This is a genomic window from Geodermatophilus arenarius (assembly GCF_042654585.1).
GTDB classification, from domain to species: domain Bacteria; phylum Actinomycetota; class Actinomycetes; order Mycobacteriales; family Geodermatophilaceae; genus Geodermatophilus; species Geodermatophilus arenarius.
On sequence record NZ_JBHSGR010000009.1, the window covers coordinates 149,953 to 171,770 of the forward strand.

23 protein-coding genes are annotated in these 21,818 nt (G+C 75.9%); 9 read left to right on the forward strand and 14 right to left on the reverse strand.

Features of this window, described 5'->3' with window-relative positions; translation table 11 throughout:
• Positions 1 to 32: 32 nt before the first annotated feature.
• Positions 33 to 698: a TVP38/TMEM64 family protein gene (locus ACFO3M_RS10555; protein WP_387988542.1), complete on the reverse strand. Its 666-nt coding sequence runs from the start codon at positions 696 to 698 to the stop codon at positions 33 to 35.
• A gap of 81 nt (positions 699 to 779) precedes the next feature.
• Here ACFO3M_RS10555 and ACFO3M_RS10560 point away from each other — a divergent pair, with 81 nt between their 5' ends.
• Positions 780 to 1,976 (forward strand): glycoside hydrolase family 3 N-terminal domain-containing protein, encoded by a 1,197-nt coding sequence (locus ACFO3M_RS10560; protein ID WP_387988543.1) that lies wholly within the window; start codon positions 780 to 782, stop codon positions 1,974 to 1,976.
• A 12-nt stretch (positions 1,977 to 1,988) separates the two neighbouring features.
• Here ACFO3M_RS10560 and ACFO3M_RS10565 read toward each other — a convergent pair whose 3' ends face one another.
• Positions 1,989 to 2,159 (reverse strand): hypothetical protein, encoded by a 171-nt coding sequence (locus ACFO3M_RS10565; protein ID WP_387988544.1) that lies wholly within the window; start codon positions 2,157 to 2,159, stop codon positions 1,989 to 1,991.
• A 217-nt stretch (positions 2,160 to 2,376) separates the two neighbouring features.
• Between ACFO3M_RS10565 and ACFO3M_RS10570 the strand changes: the two genes are divergently transcribed.
• Both ACFO3M_RS10570 and ACFO3M_RS10575 read left to right on the forward strand, forming a co-directional pair.
• Complete coding sequence (locus ACFO3M_RS10570; protein WP_387988545.1) at positions 2,377 to 4,503, forward strand: SpoIIE family protein phosphatase; 2,127 nt, start codon at positions 2,377 to 2,379, stop codon at positions 4,501 to 4,503.
• Between the two features lie 23 nt (positions 4,504 to 4,526).
• The gene (locus tag ACFO3M_RS10575; RefSeq protein WP_387988546.1) at positions 4,527 to 5,348 is read left to right on the forward strand and encodes an SDR family oxidoreductase; all 822 of its coding nucleotides are present in this window, start codon (positions 4,527 to 4,529) and stop codon (positions 5,346 to 5,348) included.
• A 14-nt stretch (positions 5,349 to 5,362) separates the two neighbouring features.
• Here the strand turns inward: ACFO3M_RS10575 and nrfD are convergent, their stop codons facing one another.
• The 7 genes from nrfD to ACFO3M_RS10605 all read right to left on the reverse strand — a co-directional run bounded on the left by nrfD (position 5,363) and on the right by ACFO3M_RS10605 (position 12,135).
• Positions 5,363 to 6,403, reverse strand: coding sequence for an NrfD/PsrC family molybdoenzyme membrane anchor subunit (gene nrfD, locus ACFO3M_RS10580; protein WP_387988547.1), 1,041 nt, complete (start codon positions 6,401 to 6,403; stop codon positions 5,363 to 5,365).
• On the reverse strand, positions 6,400 to 7,467 hold the full coding sequence (locus ACFO3M_RS10585; protein WP_387988548.1) for a 4Fe-4S dicluster domain-containing protein: 1,068 nt from the start codon (positions 7,465 to 7,467) through the stop codon (positions 6,400 to 6,402). Before ACFO3M_RS10585 ends, nrfD begins: the two co-directional genes overlap by 4 nt.
• 10 nt (positions 7,468 to 7,477) lie before the next feature.
• On the reverse strand, positions 7,478 to 10,195 hold the full coding sequence (gene fdh, locus ACFO3M_RS10590) for a formate dehydrogenase (protein WP_465253858.1): 2,718 nt from the start codon (positions 10,193 to 10,195) through the stop codon (positions 7,478 to 7,480).
• A gap of 12 nt (positions 10,196 to 10,207) precedes the next feature.
• Entirely contained in the window at positions 10,208 to 10,768 is a 561-nt protein-coding gene (locus ACFO3M_RS22750) for a hypothetical protein (RefSeq protein ID WP_465253859.1), read from the reverse strand.
• A gap of 83 nt (positions 10,769 to 10,851) precedes the next feature.
• Positions 10,852 to 11,352, reverse strand: coding sequence for a hypothetical protein (locus tag ACFO3M_RS10595; protein WP_387988549.1), 501 nt, complete (start codon positions 11,350 to 11,352; stop codon positions 10,852 to 10,854).
• A gap of 108 nt (positions 11,353 to 11,460) precedes the next feature.
• A complete protein-coding gene (locus ACFO3M_RS10600; protein WP_387988550.1) occupies positions 11,461 to 11,847 on the reverse strand; it encodes an MmcQ/YjbR family DNA-binding protein in 387 nt (128 codons plus the stop codon).
• A gap of 51 nt (positions 11,848 to 11,898) precedes the next feature.
• A complete protein-coding gene (locus tag ACFO3M_RS10605) occupies positions 11,899 to 12,135 on the reverse strand; it encodes a hypothetical protein (protein ID WP_387988551.1) in 237 nt (78 codons plus the stop codon).
• A gap of 118 nt (positions 12,136 to 12,253) precedes the next feature.
• Here ACFO3M_RS10605 and ACFO3M_RS10610 point away from each other — a divergent pair, with 118 nt between their 5' ends.
• The 4 genes from ACFO3M_RS10610 (at position 12,254) to ACFO3M_RS10625 (ending at position 16,896) form a co-directional block, all read left to right on the forward strand.
• Positions 12,254 to 13,063 (forward strand): MBL fold metallo-hydrolase, encoded by an 810-nt coding sequence (locus tag ACFO3M_RS10610; RefSeq protein WP_387988552.1) that lies wholly within the window; start codon positions 12,254 to 12,256, stop codon positions 13,061 to 13,063.
• Complete coding sequence (locus tag ACFO3M_RS10615) at positions 13,060 to 13,701, forward strand: DedA family protein (protein WP_387988553.1); 642 nt, start codon at positions 13,060 to 13,062, stop codon at positions 13,699 to 13,701. The genes ACFO3M_RS10610 and ACFO3M_RS10615 overlap by 4 nt, the downstream gene beginning before the upstream one ends.
• Positions 13,698 to 15,845 (forward strand): phage holin family protein, encoded by a 2,148-nt coding sequence (locus ACFO3M_RS10620; protein ID WP_387988554.1) that lies wholly within the window; start codon positions 13,698 to 13,700, stop codon positions 15,843 to 15,845. The genes ACFO3M_RS10615 and ACFO3M_RS10620 overlap by 4 nt, the downstream gene beginning before the upstream one ends.
• 82 nt (positions 15,846 to 15,927) lie before the next feature.
• Complete coding sequence (locus ACFO3M_RS10625) at positions 15,928 to 16,896, forward strand: glucosyl-3-phosphoglycerate synthase (RefSeq protein WP_387988555.1); 969 nt, start codon at positions 15,928 to 15,930, stop codon at positions 16,894 to 16,896.
• A 101-nt stretch (positions 16,897 to 16,997) separates the two neighbouring features.
• On the opposite strand, the gene ACFO3M_RS10630 is transcribed toward ACFO3M_RS10625, so the two are convergent.
• A complete protein-coding gene (locus ACFO3M_RS10630) occupies positions 16,998 to 18,110 on the reverse strand; it encodes an NDMA-dependent alcohol dehydrogenase (RefSeq protein ID WP_387988556.1) in 1,113 nt (370 codons plus the stop codon).
• A gap of 161 nt (positions 18,111 to 18,271) precedes the next feature.
• On the opposite strand from ACFO3M_RS10630, the gene ACFO3M_RS10635 reads away from it, so the two are divergent.
• Both ACFO3M_RS10635 and ACFO3M_RS10640 read left to right on the forward strand, forming a co-directional pair.
• The gene (locus ACFO3M_RS10635; protein ID WP_387988557.1) at positions 18,272 to 18,733 is read left to right on the forward strand and encodes a DUF5946 family protein; all 462 of its coding nucleotides are present in this window, start codon (positions 18,272 to 18,274) and stop codon (positions 18,731 to 18,733) included.
• A gap of 52 nt (positions 18,734 to 18,785) precedes the next feature.
• Positions 18,786 to 19,472, forward strand: a complete 687-nt coding sequence (locus tag ACFO3M_RS10640; RefSeq protein WP_387988558.1) for a TetR/AcrR family transcriptional regulator — start codon at positions 18,786 to 18,788, stop codon at positions 19,470 to 19,472.
• A gap of 31 nt (positions 19,473 to 19,503) precedes the next feature.
• Here ACFO3M_RS10640 and ACFO3M_RS10645 read toward each other — a convergent pair whose 3' ends face one another.
• The 4 genes from ACFO3M_RS10645 to ACFO3M_RS10660 all read right to left on the reverse strand — a co-directional run.
• Positions 19,504 to 20,100, reverse strand: coding sequence for a TetR-like C-terminal domain-containing protein (locus ACFO3M_RS10645; protein WP_387988559.1), 597 nt, complete (start codon positions 20,098 to 20,100; stop codon positions 19,504 to 19,506).
• A gap of 116 nt (positions 20,101 to 20,216) precedes the next feature.
• Positions 20,217 to 20,549, reverse strand: a complete 333-nt coding sequence (locus ACFO3M_RS10650; RefSeq protein WP_387988560.1) for a hypothetical protein — start codon at positions 20,547 to 20,549, stop codon at positions 20,217 to 20,219.
• Between the two features lie 11 nt (positions 20,550 to 20,560).
• Positions 20,561 to 21,451, reverse strand: a complete 891-nt coding sequence (locus ACFO3M_RS10655) for a 1,4-dihydroxy-2-naphthoyl-CoA synthase (protein WP_387988561.1) — start codon at positions 21,449 to 21,451, stop codon at positions 20,561 to 20,563.
• A 34-nt stretch (positions 21,452 to 21,485) separates the two neighbouring features.
• The coding region (locus ACFO3M_RS10660) for a hypothetical protein (protein ID WP_387988562.1) at positions 21,486 to 21,818 on the reverse strand (333 nt) is incomplete at its 5' end.

A 21,818-nucleotide genomic window follows, 5' to 3' on the forward strand; every position in this document is an offset into this window, starting at 1 on the left:
GTAGCCGCCCGATCGGGTGAACGGGACCCGTCTCAGCCGGCCTCCACCGGACCGGTCCCGGCCCGCCGCCGGCACAGCCACAGGACGCCCAGGACGGCCAGCAGGCCCGCGACGGCCACCACGAGGGGCGACCCGGCCCGCGCCGCCCACGCCGACAGCCCCGGCACCGAGGCACCCACTCCCACCTGCAGCGCGGTGGTGGGCACGAGGGCCAGCGCGCTGCCCGCCGCGTAGGCCCGGAACCGCACGGCGGACAGCCCCGCCGCGTGGCTCACCACGGCGAACGGCGCCACCGGCAGCACCCGCGCGACGAGGACGGCGAGGAAGCCCCGGCCGGCCACCGCGCGGTCGACGGCGGCCACCCGCGGCCCGGCCAGTCGCACGGCGGTGTCGCGCCCGAGGGACCGGGACAGGGCGAACGCGGCCAGCGCGCCGAGCAGGCCACCGGCATAGGCCACGGCCGCGCCGGTCCGGAACCCGAGGACGACGCCGAGCAGCACGCACAGCGCCGACCGGGGCACCGGGCCGACCAGCAGGGCCCCCTTCGCGAGAGCCAGCAGGACGAGCCCCGCCACGCCGGCGCCCCCGACCCAGCGGCGCACCGCGCCGACGTCGGGCAGCTCGACGGTCAGCGCGACGACGGTGCCGGCGACGAGCACGGCGAGCAGCACGCCTGCCCGCACCCACGCCGTCCGCACCCGCCCATGGTGCCGCGCGGGGCCGCCGTCCCGGGTCGGCACACTGGGGAGGTCGCCCGCCGTCCCCGTCCGAGGAGCCCGATGCGCCCGCCCGTCCGGACCCGCCCGGCCGTCCTGCTCGCGCTCCTCTGCCTGGTCCTCGCCGCCTGCTCGGGCTCCCCGGGGACCACGGCGGAGTCGAGCAGCCCGTCCAGCAGCACCGCGCCGACGGGGACGACCGACCCGACGACGCCGCCGGCCGACCCGGTCGCGCAGCAGGTGGACACGGCGCTGGCCGGCATGGACCGCCGGGCGCAGGTGGCGCAGCTGTTCGTCGTCGGCGTGCGGCTGGAGGACCTCTCCCCCGGCGACGCCCTGGTCGCCGGCGGCGTGGGCGGCGTCTTCCTCGCCGGCCGCTCGCAGGCCGCGGCGACCGACATCGCCGCCGTCACCGGGCGCTGGACGGACTCCGCGCCCGGGCCGCGGCCCTGGGTCGCCGTCGACCAGGAGGGCGGGCAGGTGCAGTCGCTCCAGGGCCCCGGCTTCGACCGGCTGCCGCCCGCGGCCGAGCAGGGGCAGCTCCCGCCCGAGCAGCTCGCCGCCCTCGCGGGCACGCTCGGCGCCCAGCTCGCGGCGGCCGGGATCAACCTGGACCTCGCGCCGGTGGCCGACGTCGTCCCGGCCGGCACCGAGGCCGCGAACGACCCGATCGGCGCCTTCGGCCGCCAGTACGGCAACACCACGGCCGACGTCGTCCCCGACGTGCGCGCCGTGGTCGACGGCCTGGCTGCGCACGGCGTCACCGCCACGCTCAAGCACTTCCCCGGCCTCGGGCTGGTGGACGCCAACACCGACGAGGCCGCCGGCGTCACCGACGACGTGACCACCGCGAACAGCGAGCAGGTGGCCGCGTTCGGCGAGCTCGCGCGCTCCGACGCCGACCCGTTCGTGATGCTCTCCTCGGCCACCTACCCCCGGCTGGACCCCGGCGCGCCGGCCACCTTCTCGCGGCAGGTGGTCACGACGCTGCTGCGCGGGTTCCTCGGCTTCGACGGCGTGGTGATCACCGACGACGTCGGCGCGGCGGCGGCGTTCGAGGACGTGCCGCCCGGCGACCGCGCCGTCCGCTTCCTCGAGGCCGGCGGCACGCTCGTGCTCACCGTGACCGAGGACGTCTACCCGGAGATGCTCGACGCCGTCCTCGCCCGCGACGGGGCCGACCCGGGGTTCTCGGCCACCGTCGACGCCGCCGTCCGCACCGCCCTGACCGCGAAGGCCGAGGCCGGCCTGCTGGGCTGACCGGGCGGGCGGTCACGAGGCCCGGCGTCCCCTCGGCGGGGCCTGGTCGTCGTCGTCGTCGCGGACCGACCGGTCCCCCCGGGACTCCCGCCGGTCGGCCGAGCGGATCACCTGACCGACCACCACCGCGACGGTCACCGCGAGGACGGCCCACACCACCAGCGCCCACACCCACCACGGCACGTCTCCCCCAGCCGACGGACAGCCCCCGTGGCCATGCGGGATCACTACCCGCGGAGCACGTGGCAATGCACTCGGTCGCGACGCACGCCTGACGCGCCCCCCGTGATCTGCACCGGACGCGTTGCCCACAACAGGATGGGCCGGGTACACATGATGCGGACCGCGTCTCCAACCACCGGGACGGGATCGCCCGTGCAGCGGGTACACGACCGGGAAGGTGGCAGTGGGGGACCGAGGCAGGACCGGGCGGATCGGCAGCGCCCCGGAGCAGCGGCACATCGACGAGATCGCCTCGGCCCTGCGTGGTGAACTGGCGATGCAGGCCGCCGGCATCGGCACCTTCGACTGGGACCTCCGCACCGGCGTCCTCGACTGGGACGAGCGCCTCGTGGCGCTGTTCGGGTACGACGGCGCGGGCTTCGACCGCAGCATCGAGGGCTTCACCGCCCGCCTGCACCCGGACGACCGCGACGAGGTCATGGCCGCGCTGCAGGCCGCCGTCGACGAGTGCGGCGACTTCAGCGCGCTGTACCGCATCACCCTGCCCGGCGGCGTCACCCGCTGGATCTCCGCCCAGGGCCGCGCCCTGAGCGGCGTCGACGGGGGAGCCACCCGGTTGCTCGGTGCCGCCTACGACGTCACCGACCAGCGCGGCGAGTCCCTCGGCGTCGCCCAGGTCCTCGAGGCCATGCCGGCCGGCTTCTACTCGCTCGACCCCCACTGGCGCTTCACCCACGTCAACGCCGAGGCCGAGCGGCTGCTGGGCCGCCGTCGCGAGGACCTGCTCGGTGAGGACATCTGGGCGGCCTTCCCCGCCGCCGTGAGCTCGGTGTTCGAGGAGAGCTACCGGCGCGCGGTGGAGACCCGTCAGCCGGTGTCCTTCGACGCCTACTACCCCGCCCCGCTCGACGGCTGGTACGAGCTGCGCGCCTGGCCGACCGCGGAGGGCCTGTCGGTCTACTTCATCGAGGTCACCGACCGGGTCCGCGCCCAGGAGGAGCTCCGCCGCGCCGCGGAGCGGACGCTCACCGTGGCGCGCATCAGCACCGAGCTCGCCGGGTCGATGGACGCCGAGGTCGCCACCGGCCAGGTGCCCCGCATGGTCGTCCCCGCGCTCGCCGACGCGTGCATCGTCAGCGTCCTCGACGAGCACGGCCACACCCGGGGCGTCAGCTCCTGGCACGCCGACGAGGCGTCGCGGGAGCTGCTGCAGGACTACGCCCGGTCCCGCGCGGCCGCGCTGCCCGGCATCCCCGCGGTGAGCCGGACGCTCAGCAGCGGCGAGCCGCTCCTGCTGTCCGGCGAGGAGGCCCTCGCCACCACTCTGGAAGGCGAGCCGCGCAGGCTGCTGTCCCGGCTGGCGCCCAGCGCGGCGGTGGCCCTGCCCCTGCGGGGCCGCGGCCACACCCTGGGCCTGCTCTCGCTGCTCTACACCGACGGCCGCGTCCCGACCGCGGACGAGGTCGCCACCCTCCGCGACGTCGCCGAGCGTCTCGGGATGGCCCTCGACAACGCCCGCCTCTACGGCGCCCAGCGGCACCTGGCCCTGCAGCTGCAGCGCTCGATGCTCACCGCGCCGCCCGAGCCGGACCACGCCGAGATCGTCGTCCGGTACTTCCCCGCCGCCGAGGCGGCCGCCGTCGGCGGCGACTGGTACGACGCGTTCCTGCAGGCCGACGGCGCCACCACGCTGGTCATCGGCGACGTCGCCGGCCACGACGCCGCCGCGGCCGCGACGATGGGCCAGCTGCGCAGCCTGGTCCGCGGCATCGCCGTCGCCACCGGCGCCGGGCCGGCCGCGGTGCTGCGCGACCTGGACCGCGCCATGGAGCTGCTGCGGTTCGGCACCCTCGCCACCGCCGCCGTCGCCCGCCTCGAGCAGACGCCCGGGGAGGTCGGACGCGGCACCACCCGGATGCGCTGGTCCAACGCCGGGCACACCCCGCCCATCGTGCTCACGGCCGACGGCGCGGTGCGCGTGCTGGCGCCCGAGCGGGCCGACGTGCTGCTCGGCGTGGACCCGGAGCGGCCGCGCAACGAGTCCGTCGTCGAGCTCGACCGCGGCACGACCGTGCTGCTCTACACCGACGGCCTGGTCGAGCGGCGCGACGCCGACCTCGACGCCGGCACCGCCCGGCTCACCGCCGCCCTGGCGGAGCTCGGCGGCCGGCCGCTGCAGGAGCTGTGCGACCTGCTGGTCGAGCACATGGTCGACGGCCACCCGGACGACGACGTCGCGCTGGTCGCCGTCCGCCTCCACCCGCAGGACCGGCCCCGGCCCGCCGTCGCCGGACCCAACGACGTGCCCGGTGCCGTCCCCCCGGACCCGGCCACGCCCGCCTGACCTGCCGCTCTAGTGTCGGCCCGGTGATCGTCGTGACCGCCGCGGGCGGACCCACCGGCACCGCGGTCGTCCGGGCGCTGCGGGCGCGCGGCGAGCGGGTGCGCGCCGTCGTCGCCACCCCGCGGCCGCGGCCGGAGCTCGAGGCGCTGGGCGCGGAGGTCGTCGCCGCCGACCTGGCCGGGGACCCGGCACCGGCACTGGCCGGCGCCGACGCCCTGTACCTGGTCTGGCCCAACTTCGACCCGCGCGAGGCCGACGGCGCGCCCGCCGTGCTGCGCGCCGCCGCGCGAGCCGGGGCGGCGCGGCTCGTCTACCACTCGGTGCTCCGGCCGCAGGTCCGGTCCATGCCGCACCACGCCGCCAAGGACCGCGTCGAGGAGGCGCTCGACGGCGCCGTCGCCGGGACCAGCGCCCGCTGGCGGGTGCTGCAGCCGTGCGCCTACGCCGACAACCTCGACGCGCAGGTGGCCGCCGCGGCGGGGACCGGCGAGCTGCGCAGCCCGTGGGGCCTGGAGCAGGCGCAGTCCTTCGTCGACCTGCGCGACGTCGCCAAGGCCGCCGTCGTGCTGCTCACCGGGGACGGTCTGGACAGCGGCACCTTCGAGGCGGCCGGCCCCGAGGAGCTCACCGCGCCCGACGTCGCCGGGCTGGTGGGCGAGCACCTCGGCCGGGAGGTCACCGCCGTCGACGCCGCCCCGCCCGAGGACGACGGCTCCTACGCCCGCCGCTGCCTGACGACGATGTTCGCCGAGTACCGCGCGCACGGGTTCACCGGCAGCCCCCGTGTGCTCACCGCGCTGCTCGGCCGCCCGCCGCGCACCTACGCCGAGCACCTCCGCGGGTAGCCCCGCGGCGGCGGTCAGCGGCTGACGGTCGGCGCGTGGCCGTTCTGCCGGGCGGCCAGCCGCTCGCGCTGCGGGACGACGGTGTACTTGGGGTCGCGCGCGCTGGCCATCCCCGCCTCGAAGACGCCGAAGCGGGTGAGCAGCGAGCCGGCCGCCAGCAGCAGCCCGGACACCACCGCACCGGCCCGACGGCGCCCGGCGACGACGGTCAGCGCCGCGCCCGCCGCCGTGCACGCCCTCGCCGCGCGCAGCAGCGTCCCGGGCCGGCCCTCGTGGTACGGCTCGCTGACGATCCCGTGGTCGGTCTCCACCCGGTGCATCACGGCCAGCTCGATCGCCGCGCCGGCCACCGCGGTCCGCCGCGACGGACCGGCCTCGGCCACCGGCGTGAACACCATGGTCATCCCGCCGCCGGCCGCCATCGCCGAGCCGCCGAAGACGAACGGCAGCTGCCGGTGCGCCGCGTGCCAGGACGGCACCGCGGTGTTGGCCAGCAGCACCCCGGTGTAGGTGGCCAGCGGCCCGCCGAACAGCGCCGACACCACGCCACCGAAGCGCTTGAGCCGCGGGAACCAGCCCAGCAGCTCGACCGCCGCCGTCGCCCCGGCCGCCGCGCCGAACGGCGCGAGGATGTAGGAGCCGACCGACAGCGGCGAGGTCGGCTTGAACACCCGCAGCATGTGCAGGAACCTCTCGGGCCGGCCCAGGTCGTGGATGAGGAAGACCACCGACGCGATCGCACCGCCGCCGGCGGTGTACCGGCCGACCCGGGTCAGCACCGGCCGGCTGGTGACGTCGGCGACCGCCGCCAGGATCGACGACGACCCCGCCATGCCGCCGAGGAACAGGTACAGCGGCACGTCCGGCGACTTCCACACCGGCGGCTTGATGATCGGGCGGCCGTAGTACGAGGTGAACGTGGCGTCGTCCACCATGGCGACCTCGCCACCACCGCCGCGCCGCCCGCCTCTGCGCCGCCGCTTGCCCCGGGCCTCCGCCGCCGGCCCGTCGGCCCGCCGCCAGCCCGCACCCGGTGTCGTGAGCCCCTCCGTCACCGGGGCCTCCGCCCGACGAACGACGAGATGACGACGCCGGCGATCATCGCCGCGCCGGCCGCCGCCGCGCGCCACATCGCCGGCAGGTCACGGGTGGTGACCACCGGGTCCGGCGGCAGGCCGTAGACCTCCGGCTCGTCGAGCAGCAGGAAGAACGCGCCCGCGCCGCCGACGCCGTCGTCCTCGTCCCGGCCGTAGAGCCGCGCGGTCTCCACGCCCTGCGCCTTCAGCGTGGCGAGGCGGGCGTCGGCGCGGGCCTGCAACTCGTCGAGGTTGCCGAACTGGATCGACTGGGTCGGGCACGCGGTGGCGCACGCCGGCTGCAGCCCGTCGGTGAGCCGGTCGTAGCACATCGTGCACTTGAAGGCCCGGCCGTCGCCCTTGCGGGTCTGGATGACGCCGTACGGGCAGCCGATGACGCAGTAGCCGCAGCCGTTGCAGATGTCGCCCTGGACGACGACGGTGCCGAACTCGGTCCGGAACAGCGCCCCGGTCGGGCAGACGTCCAGGCAGCCGGCGTGCGTGCAGTGCTTGCAGACGTCGGAGCTCATCAGCCACCGGATCTGCTTGTCGGTGCCGCTCTGCCCGGTCTGCGGGTCGAACTCGCTCAGCGCCTCGGCGTTGAGCACGCTCGACTGCTGGACGTGCGCCAGGCTCTCGTCCGGGCGCCCCGCCACCGGCGAGGGCCCGGAGTCCCGCCGGTCGTCCCCCGGGCGGCCGAAGGTCGGCATCGGGAGGTCGACGGTGCGGGACTGCTCGATGAACGCCACGTGCCGCCAGGAGTTGGCGCCCAGCTGACCGGTGTTGTCGTAGGACATCCCGGACAGCCCGATGACGTCGCGCACGCCGTGCGAGTCGTCCATCGGCAGCGTGTTCCACTCCTTGCACGCCACCTCGCACGCCTTGCAGCCGATGCACACCGAGGTGTCGGTGAAGAAGCCCACCCGCGCCGGGTGGTCCGGGTCGTAGCCGGCCTGCCCGGTGACGTCCGGCACCGGCCCGTAGAGCCGGTTCTCCGGGTCGTGCCCGGTGAACGCCGCGCTCGCCGAGCTGATCGGGGTCATGCCGGCCTCCTCACTGCTGGGATCCCTCGCCGGCCTCGGCGGCGACCGGGTCACGGCCGTTGAGCCCGACCCGCCCGGACGCCACGCCCGCGCGCCGCCGGTAGCCCTCCACGAACTCGATCAGCTCGGGACCGCGCGGGCGCCGTCCCGGGACGATGTCGGCGGTGCTGACCTTGTCCTCCTGGATGTGCGTGTTCGGGTCGAGCACGATGCCGAGCAGGTCGTTGGCCGAGTCGCCGGTGGAGATGCCGCTGTAGGACCAGTGGTAGGGCATCCCGATCTGGTGCACGACCTGGCCGTTGCGCAGCCGGATCGGCCGCATCCGCTCGGTGACCAGCACCTTCGCCTCGATCGCCGTCCGCGTGCTGACCAGCGTGGCGTACTCGCCGTTGACCAGCCCGCGCAGCGCGGCGAGCTCGGGGCTGACCTCGACGAAGAACTCCGGCTGGAGCTCGGACAGGTAGGGCAGCGTCCGGCTCATCCCGCCGGCCGTGTGGTGCTCGGTGAGCCGGTAGGTGGTCACCTGGAACGGGAAGACCGGGCTCAGCGGCGGGTTCTCCCGGTTCCACGGGCCCTCGATGCGCTCGATCGTCGGGTTCGCCTGCTGCTTGTAGAAGGCGTTCTCGACGACGGACTCCGCCGGCTCGTAGTGCGTCGGCAGCGGCCCGTCGACGACGCCCGCGGGCGCGTACAGCCAGGCCTTCCCGTCCCCCTGCATGATGAACGGGTCGGCGCCGCCGATCGCGTCCTGCGCCCGGGCCCCCTCCGGGGGCACGTAGTCCGGCCGCTTGGTCGCCTCGAAGTCCGGGTTGTCGGCGCCGGTCCAGCGGCCGGCCTCCTCGTCCCACCAGACGAACTTCTTGCGCTCGCTCCACGGCCTGCCGTCGGGGTCGGCCGAGGCGCGGTTGTAGAGGATGCGCCGGTTGTACGGCCACGCCCAGCCCCACTCGGAGGCGACCGGGCCCTGCTCGCGGCCGGGCCTGCGGCGGGCGGACTGGTTGACCTCGTCGGCGTAGACGCCGGAGTAGATCCAGCAGCCGCACGACGTCGACCCGTCGTCCTGGAGCTCCATGTACCCGGAGACGGCGCGCCCGTCGGGCCCGACGCCGTTGATCTCCCGCAGCACGTCCTCGGCGCTGGGCTCCTGGTCGGGACCGTGCGTCGGGTAGTCCCAGGTGAGGTCCAGCAGCGGCCGGTCGCGCGGGTCGGTGGACCCGGCGAGCCGCTCGCGCAGGATGCGGCCGAGGTGGAAGTAGAACCACAGGTCGCTTTTCGCGTCGCCCGGCGGGTCGACGGCCTTGTGCCGCCACTGCAGCAGCCGCTGGGTCTGGGTGAAGGTCCCCTCCTTCTCCGCGTGCGACGCCGCCGGCATGAAGAAGACCTCGGTGGCGATCGTCTCCGGGGCGAGCTCGCCGGTCTCGATCTCCGGCGACTCCTTCCAGAACGTCGCCGACTCGATCATCTGCAGGTCGCGGACGACCAGCCAGTCCAGGTTGGCCAGCCCGAACCGGTTCATCCGGCCGTTGGGGTGGCCGACCGTGGGGTTCTCGCCGACCAGGAAGTAGCCGGAGATCTTCCCCTCGATCATGTCCTTGATCTGGCGGTAGGAGCTGTGGTCGCCGTCGATCAGCGGCATGTAGCCGAAGGCGAAGTCGTTCTCCGGCGTCGCGGCGTCGCCCCACCAGGCCTTGAGCAGGTTGACCATGTAGGTCCGCTTGTTGCCCCAGAAGCCGGCCTTGCCGGCGGCGTCGGCGCAGTACTCGTCGAGGGACTGGTGCTGCATCGCGTGCGGCATCGGCAGGTAACCGGGCAGCAGGTTGTACAGCGTCGGGACGTCGGTCGAGCCCTGGATGCTGGCGTGCCCGCGCAGCGCCAGGATGCCGCCGCCGGGACGGCCGATGTTGCCCAGCAGCGTCTGCAGGATCGAGCAGGTGCGGATGTACTGCGCGCCGACGCTGTGCTGCGTCCAGCCCACCGAGTACACCCACGCCGTCGTCCGGTCGCGCCCGCTGTTCTCGGTCACCCAGCGGGCGACCTGCAGGAACACCTCCGGCTCGATGCCGCAGACCTCGGCCACCATCTCCGGGGTGTAGCGGGCGAAGTGCCGCTTCAGGACCTGGAAGACCGTCCGCGGGTGCTGCAGCGTCTCGTCCCGCTTCGGCTTCGCCGCGATCGGCGGGCCACCGCTGCCGGCCGCCTGCGCCTTGTCGGTCTTCCTCACCTGGGGGTGGTCCTCGAGCTCGTCCTGCGCGGCGGCCCCGGCCGGGTCGTCGGAGCCCGAGTGCGGCGGCTCCTCCGGCTCGTACTGCCAGCTGGACTCGTCGTAGGTGTTGTTCTCCGGGTCGAAACCGGAGAACAGGCCGCCGAGGTCCTCGGCGTCGACGAAGTCCTCGCTCACCAGTGCCGCGGCGTTGGTGTAGGCGACCACGTACTCCTTGAAGTACAGGTCGTTCTCGAGGACGAAGTTGATCAGCCCGCCGAGGAACGCGATGTCCGTGCCGATGCGCAGCGGCACGTGCAGGTCGGCGATCGCGCTGGTCCGGGTGAACCGCGGGTCGACGTGGACGACCTTCGCGCCGCGCGCCTTGGCCTCGCTCACCCACTGGAAACCCACCGGGTGGCACTCCGCCATGTTCGAACCCTCGATGACGATGCAGTCGGAGTTCGCGAGGTCTTCCTGGGAGTTCGTGGCACCGCCACGACCGAACGAGGCACCCAGACCGGGCACCGTGGCGGAGTGCTATATGCGCGCCTGGTTCTCGATCTGTATGGCGCCCAGGGCGCTGTACAGCTTCTTCATGAGGTAGTTCTCCTCGTTGTCGAGGGTCGCCCCTCCGAGGCTCGCCAACCCCATGGTGCGGTTCACGCGCTTGCCGTGGTTCTCGTCCTGCCAGCCCTTGCGCCGGGCCTCGAGGACGCGGTCGGCGATCATGTGCATCGCCGTGTCGAGGTCGAGGTCCTCCCACTCCGTCCCGTACGGCCGGCGGTACTTGACCGTCGTCACGCGGGTCGGGCTGGTGACCAGCGACTTGCTGGCGCTGCCCTTGGGGCAGAGCCGGCCGCGGCTGATCGGCGAGTCCGGGTCGCCCTCGATCTGGACGATCTGCTCGTCCTTCACGAAGATCCGCTGCCCGCAGCCCACGGCGCAGTACGGGCAGACGCTCTGGACGACGCGGTCGGCGGTGGCCGTGCGGCTCACCACGCCCTCCGTCGCCTTGCTCCGCGCGGCCCTGCCGCGTCCGAGCGGATCGGGGCCGGTCAGCTGCCGGAACACCGGCCAGGCGTCGAGCCAGGTCTTCACGCTGTGGACTCTGCCACTCCCGGCGCGATCCGGCGCGTGGAACGCCGCGGTACCGGTCGTGCCGGTACCGCGGCGTCCGGGAGTCAGCGCACGTGCACGAACTCGCTGTGGCTGAGCAGCAGCCCCTCGGGGCCCGGGGCGTCCGGGTCGGTCAGGCAGAACTGCACGTAGGCCTCGCCCCGCGCCAGCGGGCCGAGACCGGCACGCACCCCGCCGTCCCACGCCGGCTCGGTCTGGTCGACCTCGAAGGTGCCGACGCGGCTCCTGCCGTCGCAGGTGAAGGCGTTGCGGTGGCTGTCGCTCCACGCCGCGGAGACGCCGCTGCTGCCCTCCTGCTCCAGGCGCGGGTCGGCCGTGCGGTCGGCGGTCTGCTTGACCGACACCCACAGGCCGAGGTCCTCGCCGGCGGCGCACCGGTAGCGGACCTGGACCTGCGCCACGGTGCGGTCGCCGCGGTCGACCTGGACGACGCCGACGACGTCGGCCTCGTGGGCGGGCCTCGGCGCCGCGGCGGCGGGGGCGGCGAGGGCGAGGACGGACGTCGCGGCGAGGGCGGTGCCGGCGACGAGGGGGCGCAGACGCACGGGATCTCCAGTGGTCTCGGGAGCGGGACGGCGGCGCAAGATGCCAGACCCCGCGGCACGCGGCCAGGGGTTCGTGCGTGGCGCCGTACCGCCCGGTACCGGGAGGGACTACCGCCCGGCCAGGTACTCGCGCGCCAGCCGGGCCGGCGCCCTGGCCAGCCAGGCCTCGGTGACCAGCTCCCCGAGCTCGGCGACGTCGATCGCGTCCAGCCGCACCAGCACGGCGGCGTACCCGTCGAAGTGCGGCGTCGTCAGGTAGACGGCGGGGTCGTCGGCGACCAGCGCCTGCTTGACGCCCTCGTCGGCGACGGCGGCGCCGAGGACCGGGCCCTCCGGCGCGGCGTCCCCCAGCTGCTCGACGTCGGCGCGGCGCAGCGGGCGCTCCCAGACGAAGGCGCGGTCGCGGACCTTCCACGCCGGCCGGCCGTAGGAGGTGCCCTCCGTGGTCCCGGGCAGCGCGAGGGCCAGGCGCCGCACGTCCGCCCAGGTGGCCACGGACGCGACGCTAGCGCTCCCGGGTCAGCCCGGGGCCGCGCCCGGCGCCCGCTACCCGCGCGGCAGGGCCACGCCGCGGGCGGCCAGCCGCTCCCGCAGGCGGTCCGCCTCCCGTCGTCGGTGCTCGGCGCGCCGGCGCAGCACCGCCACCTGCACGGCGTCGGTGGTGCGCTGCGCCCGCAGCTCGAGCACCGCCGCCGTCTCCAGGTGCAGCGCCATGCGCCGCAGCTCGCCGGACAGCTCCGCCGCCGGCCGTGGCAACCCCGGGTCGGTCCCCGCTGAGGTCATGGGAGGCATGGTGGAACGCATCCGTCCCCGCCGCACCCGGAGCGGCACGCCGGGCCGGCCGCCCCGGACGGGGGACGGCGTCCCCGGACCCGTCGGTCCCCGGGTCGATACTGGCCGCGTGGAGGGTCCCCGGCTGCACTGGATCGGCCACTCGACCGTCCGCGTCGAGCTGGCCGGGTCCACGGTGCTCACCGACCCGGTCCTCACCCGCTCCCTCGGCCTGCTGCGGCGGGTCGCCCCCCTCCCGCCCCCGGCCGCCTGGGCCGGCGCCGACCTGGTCCTGGTCAGCCACCTCCACGCCGACCACCTGCACCTGCCCAGCCTGCGGCTGCTGGCCGACGACGCCCGCGTGGTCGTGCCGCGCGGCGCCGGCGCGTGGCTGCGCTCGCGCGGCGTCCGCTGGGTGGACGAGCTCGCCCCCGGGGAGTCGCTGGTGCACCGCGGGCTGCGGGTCACCGCCGTCCCCGCGGTGCACAGCGGCCACCGCTGGGGCCCCCGCCTGACCCACGGCCCGGAGACGGTCGCCGTCGGGCACCTGCTGGAGGGCGCCGGGTCCAGCGTCTACGCCTGCGGCGACACCGACCTGTTCGAGGGCATGACCCGCATCGGCGACCGCGGGGTCGACGTCGCGCTGGTGCCCGTGTGGGGCTGGGGTCCCACGCTCGGTCCGGGCCACCTCGACCCCGGGCGGGCCGCGGAGGCCGTGGCGCGCGTGCGCCCCCAGGTCGCCGTCCCGGTGCACTGGGGCACCCTCGCCGTCCGCGGCGGCACCACGCTCCCCGGGCTGGCCGGGCGCTACCGCCGGCTGCTGACCGAGCCGCCGCTGGCCTTCGCCGAGGCGGTCGCCGCCCGCCGGCTGCGCACCAGCGTCGTCGTCCCCGAGCCGGGCCGGCCGGTCACGCTCCCCACCGTGGCGGACGCCGCATGAGCACCACCCTCGCTGCCGCCTGGACCGACGGGTCGCTGGGCTACCCCGTGCTGTTCGGCGGCGTGCTGCTCGGGTCGATCGTCCCGGTGGTGCCCACCGGGCCGCTGGTCGGCGCCGCCGCCGCGTTCGCGGTCACCGCGCACGAGCTCAACCTGGTCGCGGTGCTCGTCGTCGCCACCCTCGGCGCCTGGCTCGGCGACGTCACCACCTTCGCCGTCTGCCGGTTCGGCGGGCCGGCCGCGGTGCGCTGGGTCGCGCGGGGCCAGCACGCCGACCGCATCGAGGAGGTCCGCGAGCAGTTCCGCCGGCACGGCTGGCAGATCGTCGTCGCCGGGCGGCTGCTGCCCGCCGGGCGCATCCCCGTGCTGCTGGCCGCCGGCGCGCTGGCCTACCCGTGGCGGCGGCTGCTGCCCGCCTCGCTGCTGGCCGCCTCGCTGTGGGCGGTCGCCTACGCGCTGCTCGGCGTGGCCAGCGGCGGGATCTTCGACAGCCCGCTGGTCGCCACGCTGGTGGCCACGCTGCTGGTCCTCGTCGTCGGCGCGGTGCTCAACCTGGTCGGGTCCCGCCGCCGGCGGCACACCGAGCCCGAGCGGCAGCCGGAGGACGAGGGCAGCCCGACGTCGTGCGGCCCCGCGTGAGCCGGCCGGACCAGCGCGGCCGGGTGCTCGGCCGCGGCCGCGCACCGGCCCGGGTGCTGCTCACCTGGCTCCTGACGACGCTCGCCCTCGTCGTCCTCGACCGGTGGCTCGCCGGGTTCGCGATGGCCGCCTGGTGGCAGCCGCCGCTGACCGCGCTGCTGCTCGGCCTGCTCGCCGGCGTGGTCTGGCCGCTGGTCATGCGCGTGGCGCTGCCGCTGGCGCTGTTCACCCTCGGCCTGGGCAGCTTCCTGCTGCTGGGCGCCGGGGTGCTCGCGGTCTCCTTCGCCGTCCCGGGCGTCGTGGTCACCGACCTGGGCACCGCCACCCTGGTCGTCGTCGCCATGGCGGCGGTGACGGCGGTGGTGAGCAGCGCGCTGGCGATCGACGAGGACGAGGTGTTCTTCCGCCGCGCCCGCCGCCGCGCCGGCTCCGCCTCGGCCGCCGGGCCCTGCCCGCCGGGCGTGCTGTTCCTGCAGATCGACGGGCTCGGCGCCGACACCGCCCGGCGTGCGGTCCGCGACGGGTCGATGCCCACCCTGGCGGCGTGGCTGCGGTCGGGCAGCCACGCGCTCACCTCGTGGCACACCGACTGGAGCTCGCAGACCGGCGCCTCGGTCTGCGGCATCCTGCACGGCTCCAACCACGACGTCCTCGGGTTCCGCTACTACGAGAAGGACCGCGACCACGTCGTCGCGGTCTCCCACCCGGCCGACGCCGCCGAGGTGGAGCGGCGGCACTCCGACGGCCGCGGGCTGCTGGCCGGCGGCGGCGCCAGCCGCGGCAACCTGTTCACCGGCGACGCCCCGCACGTCAGCCTGACCATGAGCGCCCTGCCGCTGGTGGTGCCCCGGCGGTCGGGACGGCGGCGCGAGCGGGTGGGCGCCGGCTACTACGCGTACTTCGCCAACCCGGTGAACGCGCTGCGCACGCTCGGCGTCTCGCTCGCCGACGTCTACCGGGAGCTGTCCGCGGCCGCCCGGCAGCGCCGCGCCGACGTGCGGCCCCGGGTCAGCCGCGGCGGCCTCTACCCGCTGGCCCGGCCCGGGACGACGGTCATCGCCCGCGACGTCGTCGTCGCCGCGATCCTCGAGGACATGATGGCCGGCCGCCCGGCCGTCTACGCCGACTTCCTCGGCTACGACGAGGTCGCCCACCACAGCGGCGTCGAGCGCTTCGACACCCTCGAGGTGCTGCGCAGCATCGACCAGCAGGTGGGCCGGCTGGCCCGCGCCGCGGAGCTCGCGCCGCGGCCCTACCACGTGGTGCTGCTGTCCGACCACGGCCAGACCCAGGGCGAGGCCTTCGCGCAGCGGTTCGGCGAGACGATCGAGTCCTTCGTCGGCCGGCACTGCGGCGGCACGCCGGAGCCGGCGCGGCGCGGGCCCGAGCCGCGCGACAGCCGCCGCCCGGCCGAGGGCTGGCAGGTGACCACCGCGCTGGCCGAGGTGGCGTCGGGGCCGGGGTTCATCGCCCGCCGGCTGCGCGAGCGGGTCGAGTCCGCCGGCGCGGGCGAGCACGCGCACCGGACGCCGTCCGGGGAGCCGGGCCGGGTGGCGCGGGTGGCGCCGGGCGTGGTGGTCGTCGTCTCCGGCCACACCGCCGGCGTCTCCTTCCCGGACCTGCCCGGACGGGTGCCGCTGGAGGAGATCGAGCACCACTGGCCCGACCTGCTGCCGGCGCTGGTCGACCACGACGGCGTGGGCTTCGTGCTGGTGCACTCCGAGGAGCACGGGCCGGTCGTCCTCGGCCGCGACGGCCTGCACCGGCTGGCCACGGGCGTCGTCGTCGGCGAGGACCCGCTGGCCGGCTACGGCGAGCACGCGCCCGCGCTGGTGGCGCGGGTGTCCGCGTTCCCGCACTGCCCCGACGTCATGGTCAACAGCCGCTACGACCCGGACACCGACGAGGCCTCGCCCTTCGAGCCGCACGTCGGGTCGCACGGCGGGCTCGGCGGCCCGCAGCAGCGCGGGTTCCTCGCCCACCCCCGGGTCCTGACGCCCCCGGGCGAGATCGTCGGGGCCGAGCACCTGCACCGGGTGCTGCGCGGCTGGCTGACCGAGCTCGGGCACCCGGAGCCCGACGGCGCCGGCGCGCAGGTGGGGCCGGACAGCCCCGCGGCCCTCCGGGATCCCAGCCGCGTCTGACGGCGGAACGCCCGGCTACGGCTCCGTGAACACCTGCCGGGTCCCGTGGCGGCGAGCCGAGGGCCTCCAGGACAGTGGGGCGATGCGACCCGACGCCGTCACCTGGTTCTCCGGCCGCACGTCCGCCGTCCGCTCGGTCGCCGACGTCGACGTCCTCGGCCTGCTGCGGGCCAAGCGCCGCGGCGGCCACCGGGTGAGCCTGGTCCTGCCCGCGCGCGACGAGGAGGCCACCGTCGGCGGGATCGTCGCCGGCCTGGTCGAGCGCTGGGTCCGGCTGGTCCCGCTGGTCGACGAGGTGCTCGTCGTCGACTCCGACTCCACCGACCGCACCGCCGAGGTGGCCCGCGCTGCCGGGGCCGACGTCGTCGCGGCCGCGGACGTGCTGCCCGCGCACGGCAGCCGGCCCGGCAAGGGGGAGGCGCTGTGGAAGTCGCTCGCGGCCACCAGCGGCGACCTGCTGGTCTTCCTGGACGCCGACCTCCTCGGCGACGTCACGCACTACGTCCCGGGGCTGCTCGCGCCGCTGCTGACCGATCCGCAGGTCGGCTACGTCAAGGGCTGCTACGCCCGGCCGCTGGAGGTCGACGGCCGCGTCACCCCCGCCGGCGGCGGCCGGGTCACCGAGCTCACCGCGCGCCCCCTGCTCAACGCCCTGTGGCCGGAGCTCGCGGGCTTCGTGCAGCCGCTGGGCGGGGAGTACGCCGGCCGGCGCGAGGCGCTGGAGCAGGTGCCGTTCGTCTCCGGCTACGGCGTGGAGGTGGGCCTGCTGGTCGACCTGCTCGGGCTGCTCGGCCTGCACGGGCTGGCGCAGGTCGACCTGGGCGTGCGCCGGCACACCTCGCAGGACCAGGAGGCGCTGGGCCGGATGGCCGGCCAGGTGGTCTCGGCGGTGCTGGCCCGCAGCGGCCGGTCCGGCGCGGGTGGGCTGCTCACCCAGTTCCGCGCCGACGGCAGCGGCTTCCTGCCGGTCAGCACGCCGGTCGCCGTCGACGAGCGGCCGCCGATGGTGACCGTCCCCGAGTACCGGGCCGCCCGGGCCGGGGCGGTCTGAGGTCCTGCCGGCAGTCGTGCTCTGCCCCGCATCGGGGGCAGAGCACGAAGGGAGCCTCGCGCTCTGGTCCGCATCGGGGGCAGAGCACGACCGTGCGCCGCTCAGCCGTGGACGAGCAGGCCCCGGATCGTCTCGCCGGCCGCCTGGTCCCGGTAGCCCTGGTTCAGCTCGTCCAGGGGGTACCGCCGGGTGACCAGCCGGCCCAGCTCCAGCCGCCCCTCCTCGGCCATCCGCGCCAGCATCGGGATGTCGCGGAAGGGGTTGCACGAGCCGAACAGCGAGCCCTGCACGCGGTGCTCGAACACCGTGGTCACCTGCCCGTTGAGGTCGACGTGGCCCTCGCGCGGGTGGTCGGCCAGCGCCGTGAGCACCAGCGTGCCGCCCTTGCCGAGGCACGCCGACGCCCCGGCCATCACCTCGGCCGACATCTTCCCGACGGTCACGACCACCACGTCGGCGCCCGTGCCGCGGGACAGCTCGCGGGCCAGCTGCGCGGCCTCCCGGGCGTCGGCCACGGTGTGGGTGGCCCCCAGCGTCTCCGCGAACTCCCGCTTCATGGCCACCGGGTCGACGCCGATCACGTGCACCGCGCCCGCGTGCACCGCGCCCTGGACGGCGTTGACGCCGACCCCGCCGAGCCCGACCACCACGACGACGTCACCGGGGCGGGTGCCGCCGGAGTAGACCGCCGACCCCCAGCCGGTGGGCACGCTGCAGGCGAGCAGCGCCGCGGTGTCCAGCGGCAGGTGCGGGTCGATGCGCACGCAGGAGAACTCGCTGAGCACCGTGTGCCGGGCGAACGCGCCGACGATGCAGAAGCCGCCGAGGGGCTCGCCGTCCAGCCGGAAGGGATAGGTGCCGGTGGGCAGCTGCCCGATCGCGATGGTGGCGCCCGCGTCGCAGATGTTGGAGCGGCCGGTGGCGCAGTACCGGCAGTGCCCGCAGGCGGGCAGGAAGCTCGTGACGACGTGGTCGCCGGGCGCGACGGAGGTGACGCCTGGCCCGACCGCCAGGACGACGCCGGAGCCCTCGTGGCCGCCGACGATCGGGTACCGCCCGCCGGGGTTGGAGTGGCGCAGGTGCTCGTCGGAGTGGCACAGCCCGGCGTAGGCCATCTCGACGAGGACCTCACCGGGGCCGGGGTCCACGACCTCGAGGTCGACGATCTCGTACTCGGTGCCCGCCTCGCGCAGCACCGCTCCCCTGGTCCTCACCGGTCCCCGGCCCTCCTCTGGCCCGGCACCCGCCCTCGCGGACGCCGTCGTCTCGGCGCCCAGCCAACCCCACGCCGCGGCGGTGCCCCACGCCGGGGTGGCACCCGGTGCCACGTGCGGTTCCGTGCACCGCGCCCGGCCGGGTGCGGCAGGATCGCCGGGTGCCCGCTCCCCGGCCCGCCGCCCCACCCTCCCCCGGCACCGCGACCGGCGAACCCCGGCCCACCACCCGCTGCCCCGGCTGCGGCTCGGTCCTCGTGCCGCTGCCCGGCGAGCCCGCCGCGCGACCGGGCGCCTCGGCCGCCTGCACCCGGCTGTTCGAGGAGACCGTGCGCGGGCTCCGGGACGATCCGGCGCCCGACGGCACCGCTCCCCCGGCGCTGGCCCTGGCCGAGGCCGCCTACGCCGCGCAGCACCCCGACCCGGCCGATCCGCCCGCGCTGCGCGCGGCCCTGGCGGCCCTCGGGGGCGGGCCGGCCGACCCGCTCCCGGCCCGCCCGCGGGAGTGGACGACGACGATCGCGGACGTCGCCGCCGACCTCGACGTCATCGACCTGACCGTGCTGGTGGAGACGTGGGCGACGGCCGTGGCCGACGACTGGCGGCACGCCCCGACCGGATGATGTCGTTCCGTTTCGACAAGATCGGCAACGCAGCGTTGCTACCCTTCGTACCGTGAGTGATCAGTCCCGTCGGGCCCAGAAGAAGGCCCTCACCCGCGCGCACGTGCGCGAGACGGCGCAGCGACTGTTCGCCGACCGCGGCTTCGACGCCGTGACCATCGCCGACGTCGCGGCCGCGGCGGACGTCGCGGTGCAGACGGTCTTCAACCACTTCACGACCAAGGAGGAGCTCTACTGGGCCGACCGGACGCCGTGGGTCGACGGGCCCGCGGCCGCCGTGCGGGAGCGTCACGCGGGGGTCCCCGCGCTGACCGCGCTGCGCGCGCACCTGGTCGCCTCGGTGGGGCACTACGTCGAGCGGCTGGCCGATCCGACCGGGCGCTGCACCGTCACCGACCTCGACCGCTCCCCGGCGCTGCAGGCCTCCGAGCGGGAGCTGCACCACACCGCCGAGGCCCGGCTGCGCGAGGCCCTCGTCGAGGCCTGGACCGGCCCCTGCCCCGAGCACCCGGTCCCCGCCGACCCGCGGACGACGGCCGCGGTGGTCGCCGCCACGTGGCTGGCGGTCTCGCGGATCCTGGTCACCCAGCCGCGCTCGCCGATGCCCGCGCCCGAGCAGGCGGCGGAGGTGGCCGCGGCCACGCGCGCGCTGGCGGAGCGGCTGCTCTCCGGCTACGAGGCGGGCCTGGTGAGCTCCGCGACGGCGGACGAGTCCGCCCGCGCCCTGCGCGCCGTCTGACCCGGTCCCGGCCACCCGGCCGTGGCCGGCCTCAGCGGCGGGCGGGCTCCGCGGCCGGGACCACGATCGGGAGCAGTACGTCGTCGACGACCTGCTCCACGTGGTCGGCGACCATCCCGCCGTCACCGGCCGCGGTGAGCCGCTGCCACCAGAAGGCCTCGAGCACCGAGCGCAGCAGCGCCAGCCGCTCGGCCGGCACCTCCTCGCCCCGTGCCGCCCAGCGCTCGCCCAGGACCTCGACGGCCTCGGTCAGCGGGCGCACCAGGGCGGCCTCGAGACCGGCGCGCAGGTCCTCGTCGTGCCGGGCGGCACCGACGAGGCTGGCCACGGCCCGCTCCTCGCGGGACAGCGGCCGGCGCCACGAGGCGACCAGCGCGACGAGGTCGGCGTGCAGGGAGCCCTCGTCCTCGGGGACGCGGACCAGCGTGAAGCGGCTGACCGCGGACCTCGCCAGCGCCGCCATCGACGGCCAGCGCCGGTAGATGCCGGCCTTGCCCGCACGCGCCCGGGCCGCGACCCGGTCGCTGTTGAGCCGGCCCCAGCCCTCGTCGGCGAGGATGTCGACGGCGACGGCGACCAGTTGCTCGGACAGCTCGGCGCTCAGCGGGCGGCCGGGAGTGCCGCTCACGAGCCAACTCGTTCGCACGACATCAGGTTGCGCACGGTCTCATCCTGACCTGTCAGTGGAGTGACCACAACGACCGGGGCCGTATCGTCACCCGACCGGACCGTCGGGACCCCGTCTCAGGCGCCCGCCGCGCCCTCGACGTGGACCCGGAGGGTGGCGCCGTCGTCGCTGACCCAGCCCCGGTCGCGGGCCTGCTCGACCATCCGGTCGAAGCGCTCGCCCCAGTCGGCGACGTCGGCGTCGGGCTCGGCGGCGGCCCGCAGCGCGGCGGTGTCGAGCAGGCCGGTCCCGTCGTCCCGCAGCCGTCCGAGGCCCGCCTCGCGCAGCACCTCGTCGGCCTCCTCGTCGGTCACCTGGCCGAGGGCCAGCTGCAGCTTGCTCAGGTCGTCGGTGTCGACCACCCGCACCTCGGGGCGCTCGTCGGCGCCGCCCACCACCTCGACGATCACGGGTCCTCCGTTCACACGTGCCAGGGGAAGCGGGAGAAGTCGGGGTCGCGCTTCTCCAGGAAGGCGTCGCGGCCCTCGACGGCCTCCTCGGCCGCGTAGGCCAGCCGGGTGGTCTCCCCGGCGAACAGCTGCTGACCGACCAGGCCGTCGTCGATCAGGTTGAACGAGTACTTGAGCATCCGCTGCGCGGTCGGGCTCTTGGCGACGATCCGCCGGCCCCAGTCCAGCGCGGTGCGCTCCAGCTCGGCGTGCGGGACGACGCGGTTGACCATGCCCATGTGGTGCGCGTCCTCGGCGGAGTACTCCTCGCCGAGGAAGAAGACCTCGCGGGCGAACTTCTGGCCCACCTGGCGGGCGAGGTAGGCCGAGCCGAAGCCGCCGTCGAAGCTGCCGACGTCGGCGTCGGTCTGCTTGAACCGCGCGTGCTCGGCGCTGGCGAGGGTGAGGTCGCTGACCACGTGCAGGCTGTGCCCGCCGCCGGCCGCCCAGCCGGGGACGACGCAGACGACGACCTTCGGCATGAACCGGATCAGCCGCTGCGCCTCCAGCACGTGCAGCCGGCCGCTGCTGCGGCCCACCTCGTGCTCGTAGCCGTGGCGCCCGCGCACCCGCTGGTCGCCGCCCGAGCAGAACGCCCAGCCGCCGTCCTTCGGGCTCGGGCCGTTGCCGGTGAGCAGCACGCAGCCGACGTCGGTGGCCAGCCGGGCGTGCTCGAGCGCGGTGATGAGCTCGTCGACGGTCTGCGGGCGGAACGCGTTGCGCACCTCGGGCCGGTCGAAGGCGATCCGGACGACGCCGGCGTCGACGGCGCGGTGGTAGGTGACGTCGGCGAAGTCGAACCCGTCGACCGGCTGCCACGCGGCGCTGTCGAAGATCTCCGAGACGTCGTCGCGGGCGCTCATGACGTGAACCTATCCGGGCGTCCGCGACCCCGCCTCAGCCGCCGAGCAGACCGCCCAGTCCGCCGGTGACGCCGCCGGTGACGCCGCCGACGACCCCGCCCACGGCGCCCGTGGCACCGCCGACCAGGCCACCGACCGCCTCGGTGCCACCGCCGACCACGCCGCCCACCGTGTCGGTCAGACCGCCGACCACGCCCCCCACGGCGTCGCCGACGGGGTCCGCCGGGACCGGGGCCGGCGCCGTCGGGACGGGGGCCGGTGCGGCCGGCGCAGGGGGAGCCGGGGCCGCGGGCGCCGTCGTGCCGCCGGACGGGGCCGGGCCGCCCGACGAGCCGGAGCCGGCAGGGGCGCCGCCCGCGGTGCCGGC